This window comes from Thioprofundum lithotrophicum (assembly GCF_055387065.1).
Genome location: NZ_AP042379.1, coordinates 1,402,145 through 1,418,983, shown reverse-complemented (window position 1 = coordinate 1,418,983; position 16,839 = coordinate 1,402,145). Strand labels below are relative to the sequence as shown.

Genomic DNA, 16,839 nt, shown 5'->3' with positions numbered 1-16,839 from the left:
TCCCGATACGGGAGGAACGACCATCATAGTCCGTTCGTCACAAAAAGGCCAGATGTTTCTTGCCTGGATAACTGCGCCGAAACAGGCATCATTTTGCTGAATGCATAACCCGGGACCGCCCTCATGGCTGGAGGGCTTCGTGCCTGTAGCGAATACCGATCGGTCAGTACCACAGGCCGGCTCGAGCGCAGCAGAGCCGGCTTGCGCCAACCGTTGCATTGCCATTGTCAGGCCGTGAAGGGCCGGGCGATAATGCACCGGCAGCACGCCAGACGGAGTTCCGCCCATCTTTTCCCGCCTCTTCCACCGTGCCGGCACCGATCCGCAACGCCTCGACAAGGTGGCGGCGGTGGATCTCGGTTCCAACAGTTTCCATCTCGTCATCGCCCGAGTGCGCGACGGCGATCTGCAGATCATCGATCGGGCCCGGGAGATGGTGCGCCTGGCCGCGGGCCTCGGCGCCGACAAGCGGCTGACCCCGGAGGCCATGGCGCGGGCCATGGCCTGCCTGACCCGTTTCGGCGAACTGCTGCGCGATCTGCCGCCGGGCAGCGTGCGGGTGGTGGGCACCAACACCCTGCGCAGCGCGCGCAACAGCGCCGAACTGATCGAACATGCCGAGCGGGTGCTCGGCCATCCGGTGGAAATCATCGCCGGTGTGGAAGAGGCGCGGCTCATCTATCTGGGCGTGGCCCACAGCCTGCCCGATCCCGGAGGCCGCCGCCTGGTGGTGGACATCGGCGGCGGTTCCACCGAGGTGATTCTGGGCGAAGGCTTCGAGCCGGTGCACATGGAGAGCCTGCACATGGGTTGCGTGGCCTTCTCGCGCCGCTTCTTCGCCGACGGCGCCATCAGCCGCAAGCGCCTGCAGAAGGCGCGCACCGCCGCCCTGCTGGAGATGGAGCCCATCATCGCCGCCTACCGGCAACAGGGCTGGGAACAGGCGGTCGGCGCCTCGGGCACCATCCGCGCCGTGCGCCGGGTGGTGAACGCGCTGGGGCTGTGCGACGACGGGATCAGCGCCGCCGCGCTCTCGCAACTGGTGGAGAAACTGGCCGGCTACCCTCACCACGATGCACTGGATCTGCCGGGCCTGAGCGCCGAGCGGGCGCCGGTATTCGTGGGCGGCGTGATGGTGCTGCTGGGCGTGTTCGAGGGCCTGCGGATCCGCCACATGACCGTCTCCGACGGCGCCCTGCGCGAGGGCCTGCTGTACGATCTGCTCGGTCGCATCCGCCACGAGGACGTGCGCGAGCGCACCGTCGACTCCCTGGCCCGGCGTTACCAGGTGAGCCCGCACCAGGCCCGGCGGGTCACCGATACGGTGGCGCGGCTGCTCGATCAGGCCCGCGACGCCTGGCGCCTGGACGACGACAATCTGGCCCTGCTGCTAGCGTGGGCGGCGCGCCTGCACGAAATCGGCATGGACATCGCCCACAACGGCTATCACAAGCACGGCGCCTACATCCTGCGCCATGCCGACATGCCCGGCTTCTCCCGCTCCGAACAGGAAGTGATGGCTGCCCTGGTGCGCGCCCACCGCCGCAAGTTTCCCGGCAGCGAATTCGCCAGCCTGCCCGAAAGCTGGCGCAAGCCCCTCACCCGCCTGGCCATCCTCCTGCGCCTTTCCGTGGTGCTGCACCGCGCCCGCAGCCACACCCCCCTGCCCGAACTGCAACTGACGGTGAAGAAGAAGACCCTGCACCTGCGCTTCCCCCACGGCTGGCTGGCGGAACATCCGCTGACCGCGGCGGATCTGGAGCAGGAGGCGGGTTATCTCGAGAAGATCGGATACGAGCTGGGATTCGAGTAGCTTGTCGCGGCTTGCGCCGCGCCTACAGCGATGACCGGCTGAAAATACCTGCCCGTAGGAGCGGTGCAAGCCGCGATAATGCGGCAGCTGGTGGCGGGCAGCGAGTGGCTGAGAACAGCGCAAATGTTTTCCCAGCTGCCCGTCCCCGGCTGCCCGCCACTGCAATGTCGCGGCTTGCGCCGCGCCTACGGGGGATATCGGGGTAGCGATGAGTGTGTAGGGCGATGAGATGGTCTCCTCCCCCCCTTAAAAACGGCGTCACGATGCGCCAAGATGGAAGCACTTCACCATCCATCGAAGAAGGAGGAGGAGACCATGAGCAAGATTACGACGGTTGGACTGGATTTGGCAAAGCACGTGTTTCACGTGGTGTGCTGCGACGAGCGGGGCAAGGTGGTGCGCAAGCGGATGCTGAGGCGAGGGCAGGTGCTGGCGTATTTTGCGAACCTGGAGCCGGTCCTGGTGGGGATGGAAGCCTGCGCGAGCGCCCACTACTGGGCGCGGGAGCTGCAGGCACTGGGCCACGAGGTGAAGCTGATTCCGCCGCAGTACGTGAAGCCGTTTGTGCGGGGGAACAAGCACGATTACAACGACGCGCTGGCGATAGCCGAAGCGGTGGTGCGGCCGGAAATGCGGTTTGTGTCGGTGAAGACACCGGAGCAGCAGGACATCCAGGCGCTGCACCGTCTGCGCGAGCGCTGTCTTGCGGACCGCACGGCGCTGGTCAACCAGATACGGGGTCTGCTGGGGGAATACGGGATTGTTCTGCCCAAGGGGGTGAATACGCTGCGGCGTCGCCTGCCGGAGGTGCTGTCGGAGGCGGAGAATGGCCTGAGCGAGTGGTTTCGGCAGCTGTTGTGGGAGAGTTACCGGCGGTTTCAGGAGCTGGACGCGCACATTGCGTTTTACACCCGGGAACTGGAAGGCTACAGCCGCCGGAACGAGGCGGTGAAGCGGCTGCGGGCGATCCCGGGTTACGGGCCGGTGGTGGCGCCGGTTTTCTACAGCCAGATCGGCGACGGCCGGGCCTGGCGGCGGGGACGGGATGTGTCCGCATCCCTGGGTCTGGTGCCCCGCCAACACAGTAGCGGAGGGAAGGAACGGCTGCAGGGGATCAGCAAGCGGGGAGACGGCTATCTGCGCAGTCTGCTGGTGCATGGAGCGCGGTCGGTGGTGAAGGCGGCGGCGGGGAAGGATGACCGGCTCAGCCGCTGGATCAACCGGATCCGGGCGGAGCGCGGCTACAACAAGGCGGTGGTGGCGCTGGCCAACAAGATGGCCCGGATGGGGTGGGCGGTATTGAGGAACAAGACGGAATACCGGGCGGATTACCGCCCGGTCTGAAGGCGGGCAGGGCCCGCGAGGAACGATTTGGAGAGTTAGCCTGCCGACGATTGCGAAGACGCTGTGGCGAGCGATGACAAACAGGTCAGACCGGCGTATCGAAAACCTGCTTGAGCCGTAGGCTGGGACAAGCCGCTAGGGCGATTAGGACGATACGCGCAGATCTCATCGAGGCCAGAGGCGCAAAAAGCCTCACAAACAGGCCGGATATACGAGCGCAATCCTGTCCCTGTCGAAGTTTGGTACAACGTCTTGCAAAACGGGAGGAGACCATATACGGCTCAAGCGCAGCGGAGCCGCCATTTCGGGTTGGCGGTGGCGCCGGCCGTTGTAGTGGGTCGCGGCTTGCGCCGCGCCTACACAAAACCGTGGGGTGCGATAGCGAAGCGTATCGCACCGCCACAGCGCTTCGGATGGTGCGTTAAGCTGCGCTAACGCACCATCCGCTTCTGAACAAAACAAACAACCTTTGCGTCTTCGCGCCTTTGCGTTGAATCAATCACCCTACTCCCCGCAGATTTCCGCGAGCAGGGCCTGCTGGGCGGAGAGGGGTGCTTCGCCTTCGGCAGGGGTGGCGCGTGCGTAGCGGCCGTCGGGCTGGAGGATCCAGGCCTGGGTGTTGTCGCGCAGGTAGTAGTCCAGTTCGTGGATCACGCGCTTGCGCAGGCGGCTGTTCTCGATGGGGAAGCAGGTTTCCACACGGCGGAACAGGTTGCGTTCCATCCAGTCGGCGGAGGCGCAGAACACTTCGGGCTTGCCGGCATTCTCGAAATAATAGACCCGGGTGTGTTCGAGGAAGCGGCCGACGATGGAGCGCACCTCGATGTTCTCGGAGACGCCGGGCACGCCGGGGCGCAGGCTGCACATGCCGCGCACCACCAGGCGGATTTCCACTCCGGCCTGGCTGGCCCGGTACAGTTCCTGGATGATGCGCTTCTCCACCAGCGAGTTGATCTTGACCACGATGCGCGCCGGCCTGCCCGCCTCGGCATTTTTCGCCTCGCGGCGGATCCGTTCCACCAGGCCGTCGAACAGGGTGAAGGGCGACTGCAGCAGGCGGTGGAGCTTGCTCACCTTGCCGAGGCTGGTGAGCTGCAGGAAGATCTTGTGCACGTCGTCGCCAATAGCCTGGTCCGCCGTCAGCAGACCATAGTCGGTGTAGAGGCGGGCGGTGCGGGCGTGGTAGTTGCCGGTGCCCAGGTGCACGTAGTCGCGCAGCTCGCCCTGCTCGCGCCGCACCACCAGCGCCATCTTGGCGTGGGTCTTGTAACCGACGATGCCGTACACCACGTGGGCGCCCACTTCCTGCAGGCGGTTGGCCACGGCGATGTTGGCCTCCTCGTCGAAGCGGGCGCGCAGCTCGATGACCACCGTCACCTCCTTGCCGCCACGGGCGGCGCGCACCAGCGCATCGACCAGCGCCGAGTCGGCGCCGGTACGGTAGAGGGTCATCTTGATGGCCAGCACGTCCGGGTCCCTGGCCGCCTGGCGCAGGAAGTCGATCACCGGCACGAAGGAATCGAAGGGGTGGTGCAGCAGCACGTCCTTCTTGCGCAGCACCTCGAACAGGCTGGCGCCCTGGGAGAGTTCGACCGGCAGGCGCGGGGTGAAGGGCGGGAACTTGAGATCGGGCCGGTCCACCAGATCGATGATGGCCTGCAGGCGGTTGAGGTTCACCGGGCCGTTCACCTGGTAGACGTCGTCGGGCGTCAGCTCGAAGGTCTTCATCAGGAACTCGGTGAGATCCGGCGGGCAGTTGTCGGCCACCTCCAGGCGCACCGCGTCGCCATAGCGGCGCGAGGGCAGCTCGCCCTCGAGGGCGCGCATCAGATCGTCCACTTCCTCCTCGTCCACGAACAGCTCCGAGTTGCGGGTGACCCGGAACTGGTGGATGGAGAGCACCTTCATGCCCGGAAACAGCTCGCTGGCATAGGCGTGGATCACCGAGGAGAGGAACACGAAGTCGTAGGGCCCGCTGCCGGTCTCCGGCGGCAGGCGGATGAGCCGCGGCAGGGCCCGCGGCGCCTGCACCACGGCCATGCCGCTGGAGCGGCCGAAGGCGTCCTTGCCGCGCAGGGCGACGATGAAGTTGAGGCTCTTGTTGAGGATGCGCGGGAAGGGGTGGGCCGGGTCCAGGCCGATGGGGCTGAGCACCGGCAGCAGATCGTGCTCGAAATAGTGGCGCAGCCAGGCGTCCTGTTCCGCGGTCCACTCGGTGCGGCGGATGAAGCGGATCTGTTCCGCTTCCAGCGCCGGCAGCAGTTCCTCGTTGAGGATCCGGTACTGTTCGTCCACCAGGGCATGGCAGCGTTCGGACAACAGCGCCAGGGTCTCCTGGGGCGAGCGGCGGTCGATGTCGGCCACCGCCACGCCAAGGCGCGCCTTCTGCTTGAGCCCGGCGATGCGCACCTCGAACAGTTCATCCATGTTGGTGGAGGTGATGCACATGTAGCGCAGGCGCTCCAGCAGCGGCACATCGCGGTCCACCGTCTGGGCCAGCACCCGGCGGTTGAACTCCACCAGGGAGAGTTCGCGGCCGATGTAAAGATCGGGATGATCGAGGTCGGGAAGATCCATGGGCGCCACCGGGTCGGAATGCATCACCCGATTATACGGCAGCGGCTCTGGCCGTGCTCAGGCGGAGCGGGCCACCGCCCCGGCATGGGCGGCCAGGAAGGCTTGTGCGCCGTCTTCGCCCATGTACTTGCGCAACAGGCGCGGATCGGTGTGGCGCAGGTCCACCCGCACCAGGCCGTCGACCACGTTGCTGAACTGCCGATCCACGTTGAAGCCGAGCATCTGTCCACCGAGCTTGAGGTATTGCCGGATCAGCACCGGCACGCCCTTGGCATCGCTTTCGATGGCCGAAAGCAGGGCCGACAGCTCATCGATCGAGGCGATCTCCCGCAGCAGCTCGCCGCCGATGCCGCGGGGCCGCACATAGGGCTGACGCGGACGGATCTGCCGGCCAAGACGGGCATCGAAGCGGTTGCGGCGCAGGAACTCGATCAGCAGTTGCTGCGACACGGGACTGTAATCGGCGCTGATGCTCACCGGGCCGAACAGCACCGCATGGCGGGGATGGCGCACCACGAAGCGGCCGATGCCCTTCCACAGCAGTTGCAGGGGCGCGAAGCTGCGCTGGTATTCGGGCCGCACGAAGGAGCGGCCCAGCTCGATGGCCGGCGGCAGGCCGTGGATGAAGGCGCGGCTGTAACGGAACAGCGAATAGGTGTACAGACCGCTGCGCCCGTACACCGGCAGGATCTCGTCCACCAGGCCGAGGCGGTAACCGCCCACCAACTCCCGCGTGACGCGATTCCACACGAACAGGTGGCGGTAGTGCTGGTCGTAGAGATCCAGATCGATTTCCCGGCCGGTGCCTTCGCCGGCGGCGCGGAAACTGATCTCGCGCAGGCGGCCGATCTCCTGCAGCAGTTCCGGGATCTGGCCGGCCGTGGCCTGCCAGACCTCGAACTGCCCGTTTTCCACCAGCCGCTGCGCCGCCGGCAGGGCAGCCAGCTCCGCGGCCAGGCGGGCCGGCTCGCGCGGTTCGACCAGCGGCTCGGGCGCGGCGGGCGCCACGCGGGCCTGCGCTGCATCCTGCCCCTGCAGCAGATGGGTACGCAGGCGCAGAAAGGCGATCTGCCGAGCCTCGTCGCCCACGCTTTCCAGGCGTTTCGGGGAAATCCCCGTGCCGATCCGCAGGCGCAGCAGGCGCCCCCGCTTGTTCAGCAACTGCCGAGGCAGCAGCAGGGTCTTGATCAGGGGATGGGCCAGGGCCGCCAGATAGAAGGCCGTGCTGTTGCGGCCTTCGACATGGATGGGCACCACCGTGGCTCTGGTGCGCCCGGCCAGCCGGGCCACCGAGCGATCCCAGTCGCCGTCCTCGATGCGCCGGTTGCGCAGGTGGATGCCGGCGACGTCGCCGGCGGGAAAGACGATCAGCGCCCCGCCCTGCCGCAGCCAGCGCAGGCCTTCGCGCAGGGGGCCGAGGTTCTGCCGCACCGCCGCCTCGCCGCCATAGGGGTTGACGCCAAGGAACAGCCCGGCCAGTTCCGGGATCCGCTTGAGCAGGCTGTTGGCCATCACCCGCACGTCCGGCCGCCGACGCAGCAGCATTTCGGCCAGCAGCATGCCTTCCACCGCCCCGCAGGGATGGTTGGCCACCACCAGCAGCGGCCCGCGGGCCGGCAAGCGCTCAAGGCTGCCGTGATCGACTACATATCGCACGTCCAGCGCCTCGAGCGCCAGGCGCAGGAACGGCGCCGGGGCATCGCAGGGCGGCAGTCGCGCATAGCGCCGGGCCAGGGCATCGATGCCGAGCAGTTTCTCGATGCCGCGCTGCAGCCAGCGCAGGGGCGGATGGTGGCGGGCGGCCGGGATCAGATCGTCGAGCCGCAGGGGCTGGTCGGAACGGACGGCACGGGTCGGTGACATCGGGATACTCCAGGGACGACGCAGGCAGTATCCGGCCCGATCGTGACCGTTCGAGGACAGGGGGATGATGGTTTGGTGACGGGCGATGTGGCGGTCGCGGCGGGGGCGCCGCTCCTACGGGCGAGCGAGCCGTTCAGTTCGACTCGACGCGGTTGCGGCCGTTTTCCTTGGCGCGGTAGAGGGCCGCGTCGGCGCGCTGGAAGAGGCTTTGGGCATCGTCGCCGGGGCGGGACTCGGTGAGGCCGCAGGAGGCGGTGATGGGCACGCGCTTGCCGCGGAAGTGGAACTCGGTGGCGGCGATGGCCTGGCGCAGCTTGTCGGCCACCGGCTCGGCATGGGCGGCGTCGGTCTCCGGCATCAGGATCACGAACTCCTCGCCGCCATAGCGGGCGGTGAGATCGGTTTCGCGCACCCGGTCGCGCAGCAGGCGGGCAATGATGGTGAGCACCTTGTCGCCGGCGGCGTGGCCATAGGTGTCGTTGATGGACTTGAAGCGGTCCACGTCCCACACCAGCAGGGCGAAGGGCGCGCCGTAGCGCTTGAAGCGGGCCAGTTCCTCCTCCAGCCGGCGGTCGTAGGCCAGGCGGTTGGGAATGCCGGTGAGGGGATCGGTCATGGCGCTGGCGCGGGCCGACTCGGCCTCGGCCTGCAGGCGCTCCAGTTCCGCCTGGGTCTGTTCCAGTTGCCGCTCCAGGCGGGCGATGACCTTGCCCGCATCCTCGTGCACGCTGCCGTGCTGTTCGAGGAAGCGATCCATGTGATTGCGGATCAGGATCACCCGGGACTGCACGGCGGTCTTGAGGGCGTCCAGATCCTCGGCGTCGGCCACGCTGCGCTCGATGTCGCTGACTTCGTCGCGCACCCGGCTGTCCACGTCGCGCCCGGCCTGATCCGACAGCGCCTGCAGCCGGGCCGTCTCGCGGATGTCGCGATCCAGCTCGGCGAGGCGCTCGGTGAGCTGGCGCAGGAAGGCTTCCAGTTCGCGCTTTTCCGCCTGCACCTGGGTCTGCAGGCCGTTGAACAGCTCGGCGGTGGCCAGCAGACCTTCCTGCAGACCCTGCGTGTCGTGGCAGGGTTCGAGGCGGCGCTTGATGAGTTCCGCCTCGGCGTGCAGGGCATCGGGCCACTGCATCTGCTCCAGCAGGCGGATCAGGGTGTCGGCCGCCAGACGGCAGGTGGCCGCCTCCGGGCCGGCGTCAGGCGCCGCGGGCGGTTGCGCTTCCGCAGGTTCGGGAGCGGATTCGGCGAGCGGCTCGGGCAGCGGGCGGCGGCGCCGGAACAGGCCGCCGAGCAGGCCCTTCGGTTCCGCCTCTTCGCTGGCGGCGGGCGGCGATTCGCCGGCGTCCCCTGGCGGCGCCTTGCGCGACAGCAGCAGTTCCACCAGCTCGGCCAGATCGACGGCCACCGCCGCGGCCTCGGCCGGGGTTTGCGCCCTGGCCAGTTGCCGTTGCACGAAACGCTGCTGCCGGGCATAGGCGTCGGGGATGGGCAGGCGTTCGAAGAGGGTCCTGAGCGGCGCGGCCGGGTCGGCTTGCGCGGCGGGCGCGCGCTCGTCGAGCCGGGCGATCAGGCGCGAGACCTCTTCCACCAGCTTCTGCAGGCGCAGGGGGTTGCGCTCGTTGCGCAGGGCCTGGCGCAGGGTGTCCAGCAGCCGGTCCAGTTCCGGATCGCGGTGATCGGCGGCCAGGGTCAGGCGGGTGGCCAGGCGCCGCAGCAGGGCCTCGGTCTCGCTCCAGGCCTTTTCCTTCTCCTCCAGCTCCTCCAGCGCGGCGTAGTACTTGCGCTGCCAGTGATCCGCCTGTCGGCTGCCGTCCCGGGCCATGGATCAGGCTTTCACCCGTTGCATGTAACGGTCGAAGCCGGGCGTGGCCGGCGGCGGCAGGCGGGTGAGGCTCACGGCCGGCGGCAGTTCGACCTCGGTCATGATCGGCAGGTGATCCGAGATGGGCTGATCGAGGGTCTCCGCCCGCCGCACCTTCAGCCCCTCCGTGACCAGGATGTGATCGATGCTGTGCATGGGCCGCCAGCTCGGGAAGGTGCACAGGTGGCCCAGCGGCTCGGTGAGCGCGGTGCGCCGGAACAGGCGGCGCATCTCCGGGCTGCCGCAGACGGTGTTCATGTCGCCCATGACGATGGCGTGGGGATACTGGTTGATCACCCCGGCGAGATAGTCGAACTGCTGCAGCCGCGCGCGCCGGGACAGGGCCAGGTGGACCACGATCACCGCCAGGGCCTCGCGCCCGCCCTGGAACACCGCCAGCAGGGCCTGCCGGCCGGGGATCAGGCCGGGCAGGCGCAGGTTCTCCACCACGTCCGGCCGGTAATGGCTGAGCAGGGCGTTGCTGTGCTGGGCCAGCCGCCCCAGGTTGCGGTTGACCTGGTGATACCAGAATGGAAAGCCGGCCCGCTCGGCCAGGTATTCGGCCATGTTGATGAAGTTGCTGCGCAGGCTGCCGGCATCCACTTCCTGCAGGCCGACGATGTCGAAATGCATCAGGCGCCGGGCGATGGCGTCGAGGTTCTCCAGGCGGCGGGCGCAGGGCAGCAGGTGCTTCCAGCTCCCGGTCACGTAGTGGCGCGGCCGGGAGGTGCGGATGCCCACCTGCACGTTGTAACTGAGCAGGCGCAGCAGGCGATCCGAATGGCTTTGCAGGGTCATGACATTGTCGGCAACCGGGATCAGATGGGACAGATCATCTCGCCCAGCTTGCTGGTGAGTTTGAGGTTTTCGCTGTAGTCCACCGGGCAGTCGATGATACTAACGGTATTGTCGGCCAGCGCCTTTTTCAACGTGGGCAGCAGTTGCTCGCCCTCGGTGATGCGGTAGCCCTTGGCGCCGAAGGCCTCGGCGTACTTGACGAAATCGGGGTTGGTGAAGCGCACGTTCGAAGGCCGGCCGAACTGGTTCATCTGCTTCCATTCGATGAGGCCGTAGCCGCTGTCGTTCCAGATCAGGATCACGAAGGGGGTGTTCCGGCGCAGGGCGGTCTCGATCTCCTGGGAGTTCATCATGAACCCGGCATCGCCGGTCACCGCCACCACCTTGCGATCCGGCAGGGCCAGCTTGGCGCCGATGGCGCCGGGCACCGCGATGCCCATGCTGGCGAAGCCGTTGGAGATCAGGCAGGTGTTGGGAAACTCGCAGCGGAACATGCGCGACATCCACATCTTGTGGGCGCCCACGTCGGAGATGGCGATGTCTTCCAGATCCATGGCGGTGCGCAGATCCCAGATGATCTTCTGGGGCTTCATGGGCACGCTGGTGTCGTCCTTGTGCTGGTTCATCTCCTCGATCAGGGCCTCGCGCAGGGCGCGCATGGCGCTGCCGGTGGAAGGCGAGGCCACTTCCATGATCCGCAGCAGGGAGTGCTTGATGTCGCCGATCACGCCCACTTCCACCGGGTAGTAGGCGTCCACCTCCGCGGGCGACTGATCGATGTGCACGATGGTCCGGTCGCGGGTGGGATGCCACAGGTAGGGATGGTATTCCACCAGATCGTAGCCGATGCAGATGATCACGTCGGCCTTGGAGAAGCCGCAGCTGATGTAGTCGTTGGCCTGCAGGCCGGCCGAGCCCAGGGCCATGGGATGCTTGAAGGGGATCACGCCCTTGGCCATGAAGGTGTTGGCCACGGGGATGCGCAGGCGCTCGGCGAAGTCGGCCAGTTGCTGCCAGGCCTTGCCGCGGATCACCCCGTTGCCGGCCAGGATCATGGGGTTCTTGGCGTTGGAGATGATCTCGGCGGCGCGTTCCACCTTCTCCCGCGGCGGCTCGGGCGAGGTGGCGTGCTTGACCCGCAGGGGATCGGCGTCCACCTCCATCTCGGCGATGTTCTCGGGAAACTCGATGAAACAGGCGCCGGTCTTCTCCGCCTGGGCCAGCTTGAAGGCCTTGCGCACCACCTCGTTGATCACGTCGGGGGTGAGGATGCGCGAGGAATACTTGGTGATGGGCTGGAAGATCAGTTCCAGATCCAGCACCTGGTGGGATTCCTTGTGCAGGCGCTGGGTGCTGGCCTGGCCGGCGATGGCCACCACCGGCGCGTGGTCCAGGTTGGCGTCGGCCACGCCGGTGATGAGGTTGGTGGCGCCGGGGCCCAGGGTGGCCAGGCAGACGCCGGCCTTGCCTGTCAGGCGGCCGTAGATGTCGGCCATGAAGGCCGCGCCCTGTTCATGGCGCACGGTGACGAAGTCGATGGACGAGTCGAGCAGGGCATCCATCACGTCCAGGTTTTCCTCACCCGGAATGCCGAAGATGTACTCGACGCCCTCGTTCTCCAGACAGCGGACGAACAGTTCCGCGGCTTTCATTCTCCACTCCTTTGTCGTCTGGCCTGCCGGATCCTATCGGCGGGCGGTGGGCATTCTTGAACGGCGGCCGGGGACGGCCTGGCCGGCCGCCTCGGTTGCTGCGCGATCCATCACAGCGGCGCCGCCGTGGCCTGAGGCCGGTTTGCCGGTTCCGTTTCGCTTGAACCGGCCTGCGTGCTACGCGCAGCCGCAACCGGCGCTTTTCAACAGCCTGTCAGGGCTTTTGCCGCCGCTTGCGTTCCTGCGCGATCAGGTAATCGGCGATCCGCAGCATGCCCTGATGGCCGTTGGCCAGGGGGCCATCGGTACGGAAGGTGCCCTGGACGACGAGGCTGGGCACGCCCTCGATGCCGTAGCGCCGGGTCAGTTCGGTGGCGCGGCGCAGTTTCACGTCCACGGCGAAGGAATTGAACACCCGATCGAAGTCAGCCGGCTTGACACCATGCTCGGCGAACAGCTCGCGCAGCGCCTGCGGGGTGTTGAGCTTGCGATGCTGGACGTGGATGGCGTCGAACAGCACCGGATGCATCCGGTCCAGCACCTTGAGCAGTTCGGCCGTGTAGAAGGCCTTGGCGTGCAGGGCCCAGCGGGCATTGAACACGGCCGGGATGCGGCGAAAGACCACGTCCCCGGGCAGTTTCTTCACCCAGGCGTCGAGCAGCGGCTCGAAACGGAAACAGTGGGGGCAGCCATACCAGAACAGCTCCACCACCTCGATCTTGCCGGCCGGCACCTCTACCGGCACGGGGGGCGAAATGCGCTTGTACTCGATGCCTTCGTCATATTCGGCCGCCGCGGACAGGCTCAGCAGCAGGCCCAGCGCCAGAAACAGGACGCGAATGGATTTCATGCGGTCTCCTCCCGGTGATGAGTGGATTCTAGCCCGGATGGCAGGGATTCGATACCTGCAGGATGAAACGCGGTTTCGCTGCCTTTGTATTGGGCGGCAGCGGGGCGACAAGGTTCCCCGGTTCAAGAAGCCGGGGAATGGTATTTTCAATGACCGGATAAGGAAAAGGGGCGGTCGAACCGCCCCTTCTCCGGTACCGCTGTCGAACGTCCGGCGGCCTCAGTGCAGCCCCTGAACGTAGGAGGCCACGGCCTCGATTTCCGCATCGGACATGTGCGCGGCGATGTTCTGCATCATCTTGGCAGGATCGTTGGTGCGCTTGCCGGAGCGGAAGTCCTTGAGGGCCTTGATCACGTACGGCGCGTGCTGACCGCCCAGGCGCGGGAACTTCGCCGGCGGATTGCCGGCCCCGGTCGGGCTGTGGCAGGCCATGCAGGCCGACACGCCGGTCTCCTTGTTGCCGCCACGGTAGATTTTCTGCCCCAGCTCCACCAGCTTCTCGTCGGCGGCGCCGATGTTCGGCTTCTGGGCCGCGAAGAAAGCGCCGAGATCCGCCATGTCCTGCGGCGAGAGGCTGGCCACCTGGGCCACCATCAGCGGCTCGTTCCGCTTGCCGGCCTTGAAGTCGGCGAGCTGCTTGGCGATGTAGTCGGCACCCTGGCCGGCCAGCTTGGGCCAGGCCGGATTGGTGCTGACGCCATTGACGCCATGACAGGCGAAGCAGGCCTGGGCCTTGGCCTTGCCCGCTTCGGGATCGCCGGCGGCCTGAACGGACACGGAGACGGCCAGCAGGGAGATGAGGGATATCAGCGCTGTGTACTTCATGGAGAAAACCAACCTTGGACGTTCGGGTGAATGAAGGCCGACCAGCTTACTGGCTGTGGGCAACCATGTAATCGACAGCGGCCTTCACGTCGGCGTCGCTGAGGTCGGTGCGGCCACCCTTGGCGGGCATGACGCCCTTGCTGCCCTTGAAGCCGTGCAGGGCGTGCTTGTAGAGGGTTTCCTTGCCCTGCTTGATGCGCGGGGCCCAGGCCGCCTTGTCGCCGAACTTGGGCGCGCCGGCGGCACCGGTGCCGTGGCAGGCAAAGCAGGCCATCTTGTAGGTCTTCTCGCCGGCGTCGGCCATGGCCGTCCCGGCGGCACCCATCAGCATCAGGCCAGCGGCGGCCACAGTCAGGATCTTTTTCATCTTCGTCTCTCCTCGCGAAAGTTGAAATGTACCGCTTGCGCGGCAATTGTGTCGTGGTCCTGCCCGACGCCTCCTGCCGGAGGTGTCGGACGCTGGCCTCCCCTGCGACCGCTCTTCGGGGGCGCACCTTATAAACCAGGCTCCCGAGCAGGGTCAAGCCGAATGTGATTATACCCCACCCTTCGTCGGGGAACACGCGCCCGGGCTGCGGAAGCCGGGCAAAACCCGGTACACTGTTCAGCGCCCGTTCAGAAAGGCTTTGCGGCCACAGGCGCAACGGCCGGCGGGGCGGGCCGCGCCGGCCGCGGCTGGCCGCGTGCCCCACCGCCTGTCCGGCCCGGACTGATCCAGATCAGGAAAATGCCAGATCCGACCTGCAACCCCTTCACCCCAGCGGAGCCGGAATGCCTTCCAATCCCCTGAACCGTGTCCGCTTCCTGGTGAGCGTGCCCGACCCGCGGCAGGCGCCGCCGGACACCGGCCGGGAAGTGGCCTTCGCCGGGCGTTCCAATGCCGGCAAGTCCAGCGCCCTGAACCGGATCACCGGCCACAAGTCCCTGGCCCGCACCTCCAAGACGCCGGGGCGCACCCAGCACCTGGTGTTCTTCGAAATCGACGGCACCCGGCGGCTGGTGGATCTGCCCGGCTACGGCTATGCCCGCGTTCCCGAGAAGGTCCGCCGCCACTGGGGGGAGGCCATGGAGCGCTATCTGACCGCGCGCCGCTCGCTGCAGGGCCTGATCCTGCTGATGGACGTGCGCCATCCGCTGACCGATTTCGACCAGCAGATGCTGGCCTGGTGCCGGCACGCCCGGATGCCGGTGCACGTGCTGCTGACCAAGGCCGACAAGCTCAAGCGCGGCCCGGCGGCCAACACCCTGCTGCAGGTGCAAAAGCGGCTGGCCGAGTATCCCGACGTCAGCGTGCAGCTCTTTTCCGCGCTCAAGGGCACCGGGGTGGACGAGGCCCGCGCACGGATCGCCCGCTGGCTGGAACTGGCGCCGCCGGCGGCTGCCGGGTCATCCCCGTGCGCCTGATGCCGCCCATGCCGAAAAACCCCGGAGACGGGGTTGGGCTGTGGAGACGCTGACGGGGAACGCCGCCCGCCGGCAAAGGCGCATCATGGCCAATCCGGCCCGAGCTGCAGGCAAAAAAAAGCCCCGGAACCATGTGGGGATAGACAGGGTGTTCCGGGGCCAGTCACAGCCCGGCTTGGGGGGTCCGGGCCTTATTCCCACTAGGGAGGGTTGCGGGAATAGTGCTTGGCTGCACGTGAGATAAGACCGGGGTGCCCCGGAAAAGTTCACGCCGCGGCGAAAATTTTTTGTCCCCGCCTTGCGTGCGGGCAAATCGGGACCGTGCTTTCAGCTTGAATTCAGTCCCGGCGCGGACCATAGTCCTTTGACAAATGGCCGTTCCGAATGCCCGAACACCTTCGGCTTGTGGGCCGGTATCTCGCATGCTCTTGAGAGCTCCGTACCGGCAACAGCCTGATAACCGGGAATTCGGACGATCCGCATCACAACCGAGGGAGAACATCCGCCATGTCCATCATCCGGTCGAACTTTCTGCGCCACGGTCTGCTCGGCAGCCTGTGCCTGATGCTGTTCATGAGCCTGTGGCCCGCCGACGGCCAGGCCATTCCCGCCTTCGCGCGCAAATACGATCTGAGCTGCGCGGCCTGTCACTCGGCCTATCCGCGGCTCAACGAATTCGGCCAGCAGTTCATGGACAGCAACTACCGCCTGCCTAACTGGAAGGACGGCACCGTCTCCGGCGGCGACGACCTGCTGGCCCTGCCCAAAACGGTACCGCTGGCCCTGCGGGCCCAGGCCTTCGTGCAGAGCCGCGATGCCAAGACCATCGACGTGAATAGCGGCGAAGAGACCACCGCCAACCCGGACATCCAGGCCCCCTATCTCATCAAGCTGCTCTCCAGCGCGCCGCTCTCGGATCACGTGAGTTACTACTTCTACGGCATCCTGGCCGAAAAGGGCGGCAACGGTTCGGTGATCGTCGAGGATGCCTGGTTCTCCCACGACGATCTCTTCGACACCGGCGTCGGCCTGATGCTGGGCCAGTACCAGATCTCCGATCTGATGTTCCCGCGCGAGACTCGCCTCACCTTCCAGGACTTCATGGTCTACCGCATGGCGGGGATCACCTACGACCGCGGATTGCAGTTCGGACGGGACTTCGGCCCCGTGTCGGTGGAGCTGGGCTGGGCGAACGGCAACGGCATCGAGGACAATCTCGGCATCAACAGCCCCGGCTACAAGCGTCCCGACCACCTGTTCGACGACAACAGCGGCAAGGCCTTCTACGGCCGCGTGGGTTTCGATCTGGCGGTGATGAACGTGGGCCTGTTCGGCTACAGCGGCAGCCAGAAGAACGCCATCAGCGGTTCGACCAGCCGCGGCCCCCGCGACACGGCCAAGATCGTCTACGGCGTGGATGCCTCGGGCAAGATCGGCGCCAGGACCTGGTGGTTCGCCCAGGGGCTCTGGAACCGCTGGGAGGATTTCATCAACGTGGGCACGACCTATGAATGGTTCGGCGCCTTCGTCGGCGTGGACTACGTGCACAGCCCCCGCTGGACCTTCTCGGCCCTCTACAACTTCGCCGACGCCCAGGACCTGAACAACACCGACACCGTGTTCGAAGGCATCGACATCAACACCCTGACCCTGACGGCCAGCTACTACTTCATGCGCAACGTCAAGGGCATCCTCGAGGTCAACGGCGACTTCCAGGCGACCGAAAGCCAGACCGGCAACCTGTATACCGGCCACCTGACCAAGGAAAACTACGCCCTGGTGGGTTTCGACGCGGCGTTCTGAGACGCTCTCCTGCGTTCCTGGCGATCTGGAATGGAACACGGAGCGCACA

Annotated in this window: 12 protein-coding genes; 4 read left to right on the top strand and 8 right to left on the bottom strand. The window is 66.7% G+C overall.

The features are described from left to right. Positions 1-349: 349 nt before the first annotated feature. Positions 350-1,813 carry an exopolyphosphatase gene (gene ppx / locus ACZ5BH_RS06660; RefSeq protein WP_464891135.1) on the top strand — a complete coding sequence of 488 codons (1,464 nt, stop codon included), beginning with the start codon at positions 350-352 and terminating at the stop codon, positions 1,811-1,813. A 315-nt stretch (positions 1,814-2,128) separates the two neighbouring features. Further along, complete coding sequence (locus ACZ5BH_RS06655) at positions 2,129-3,157, top strand: IS110 family RNA-guided transposase (RefSeq protein ID WP_464891200.1); 1,029 nt, start codon at positions 2,129-2,131, stop codon at positions 3,155-3,157. A 504-nt stretch (positions 3,158-3,661) separates the two neighbouring features. On the opposite strand, the gene ppk1 is transcribed toward ACZ5BH_RS06655, so the two are convergent. The 8 genes from ppk1 to ACZ5BH_RS06615 form a co-directional block, all read right to left on the bottom strand. Next, on the bottom strand, positions 3,662-5,734 hold the full coding sequence (ppk1, locus tag ACZ5BH_RS06650; protein ID WP_464891134.1) for a polyphosphate kinase 1: 2,073 nt from the start codon (positions 5,732-5,734) through the stop codon (positions 3,662-3,664). Positions 5,735-5,791: 57 nt separating this feature from the next. Further along, on the bottom strand, positions 5,792-7,597 hold the full coding sequence (locus ACZ5BH_RS06645; protein ID WP_464891133.1) for a lysophospholipid acyltransferase family protein: 1,806 nt from the start codon (positions 7,595-7,597) through the stop codon (positions 5,792-5,794). Between the two features lie 133 nt (positions 7,598-7,730). Next, on the bottom strand, positions 7,731-9,419 hold the full coding sequence (locus tag ACZ5BH_RS06640) for a GGDEF domain-containing protein (RefSeq protein WP_464891132.1): 1,689 nt from the start codon (positions 9,417-9,419) through the stop codon (positions 7,731-7,733). A 3-nt stretch (positions 9,420-9,422) separates the two neighbouring features. Further along, positions 9,423-10,256, bottom strand: a complete 834-nt coding sequence (locus ACZ5BH_RS06635; RefSeq protein ID WP_464891131.1) for an endonuclease/exonuclease/phosphatase family protein — start codon at positions 10,254-10,256, stop codon at positions 9,423-9,425. 20 nt (positions 10,257-10,276) lie between these two features. Beyond that, entirely contained in the window at positions 10,277-11,908 is a 1,632-nt protein-coding gene (locus ACZ5BH_RS06630) for an acetolactate synthase large subunit (RefSeq protein ID WP_464891130.1), read from the bottom strand. 214 nt (positions 11,909-12,122) lie between these two features. Continuing rightward, a complete protein-coding gene (locus ACZ5BH_RS06625; RefSeq protein WP_464891129.1) occupies positions 12,123-12,758 on the bottom strand; it encodes a thiol:disulfide interchange protein DsbA/DsbL in 636 nt (211 codons plus the stop codon). Between the two features lie 219 nt (positions 12,759-12,977). After that, the gene (locus ACZ5BH_RS06620; RefSeq protein ID WP_464891128.1) at positions 12,978-13,583 is read right to left on the bottom strand and encodes a c-type cytochrome; all 606 of its coding nucleotides are present in this window, start codon (positions 13,581-13,583) and stop codon (positions 12,978-12,980) included. Between the two features lie 46 nt (positions 13,584-13,629). Beyond that, positions 13,630-13,950: a c-type cytochrome gene (locus tag ACZ5BH_RS06615; protein ID WP_464891127.1), complete on the bottom strand. Its 321-nt coding sequence runs from the start codon at positions 13,948-13,950 to the stop codon at positions 13,630-13,632. A gap of 404 nt (positions 13,951-14,354) precedes the next feature. Here ACZ5BH_RS06615 and yihA point away from each other — a divergent pair, with 404 nt between their 5' ends. Together yihA and ACZ5BH_RS06605 are read left to right on the top strand one after the other, a co-directional pair. Beyond that, the gene (gene yihA, locus ACZ5BH_RS06610; RefSeq protein ID WP_464891126.1) at positions 14,355-14,987 is read left to right on the top strand and encodes a ribosome biogenesis GTP-binding protein YihA/YsxC; all 633 of its coding nucleotides are present in this window, start codon (positions 14,355-14,357) and stop codon (positions 14,985-14,987) included. 507 nt (positions 14,988-15,494) lie between these two features. Then, entirely contained in the window at positions 15,495-16,790 is a 1,296-nt protein-coding gene (locus ACZ5BH_RS06605) for a hypothetical protein (protein ID WP_464891125.1), read from the top strand. Positions 16,791-16,839: the final 49 nt, after the last annotated feature.

Excerpts from the sequence above, each read along its gene's own strand:
- ACZ5BH_RS06630 (WP_464891130.1), bottom strand. The coding sequence starts at position 11,908 with ATGAAAGCCGCGGAACTGTTCGTCCGCTGTCTGGAGAACGAGGGCGTC.
- ppk1 (WP_464891134.1), bottom strand. The coding sequence starts at position 5,734 with ATGGATCTTCCCGACCTCGATCATCCCGATCTTTACATCGGCCGCGAA.
- ACZ5BH_RS06615 (WP_464891127.1), bottom strand. The coding sequence starts at position 13,950 with ATGAAAAAGATCCTGACTGTGGCCGCCGCTGGCCTGATGCTGATGGGT.
- ACZ5BH_RS06645 (WP_464891133.1), bottom strand. The coding sequence starts at position 7,597 with ATGTCACCGACCCGTGCCGTCCGTTCCGACCAGCCCCTGCGGCTCGAC.
- ACZ5BH_RS06605 (WP_464891125.1), top strand. The coding sequence starts at position 15,495 with ATGTCCATCATCCGGTCGAACTTTCTGCGCCACGGTCTGCTCGGCAGC.
- ACZ5BH_RS06640 (WP_464891132.1), bottom strand. The coding sequence starts at position 9,419 with ATGGCCCGGGACGGCAGCCGACAGGCGGATCACTGGCAGCGCAAGTAC.
- yihA (WP_464891126.1), top strand. The coding sequence starts at position 14,355 with ATGCCTTCCAATCCCCTGAACCGTGTCCGCTTCCTGGTGAGCGTGCCC.
- ACZ5BH_RS06620 (WP_464891128.1), bottom strand. The coding sequence starts at position 13,583 with ATGAAGTACACAGCGCTGATATCCCTCATCTCCCTGCTGGCCGTCTCC.
- ACZ5BH_RS06635 (WP_464891131.1), bottom strand. The coding sequence starts at position 10,256 with ATGACCCTGCAAAGCCATTCGGATCGCCTGCTGCGCCTGCTCAGTTAC.
- ACZ5BH_RS06625 (WP_464891129.1), bottom strand. The coding sequence starts at position 12,758 with ATGAAATCCATTCGCGTCCTGTTTCTGGCGCTGGGCCTGCTGCTGAGC.
- ACZ5BH_RS06655 (WP_464891200.1), top strand. The coding sequence starts at position 2,129 with ATGAGCAAGATTACGACGGTTGGACTGGATTTGGCAAAGCACGTGTTT.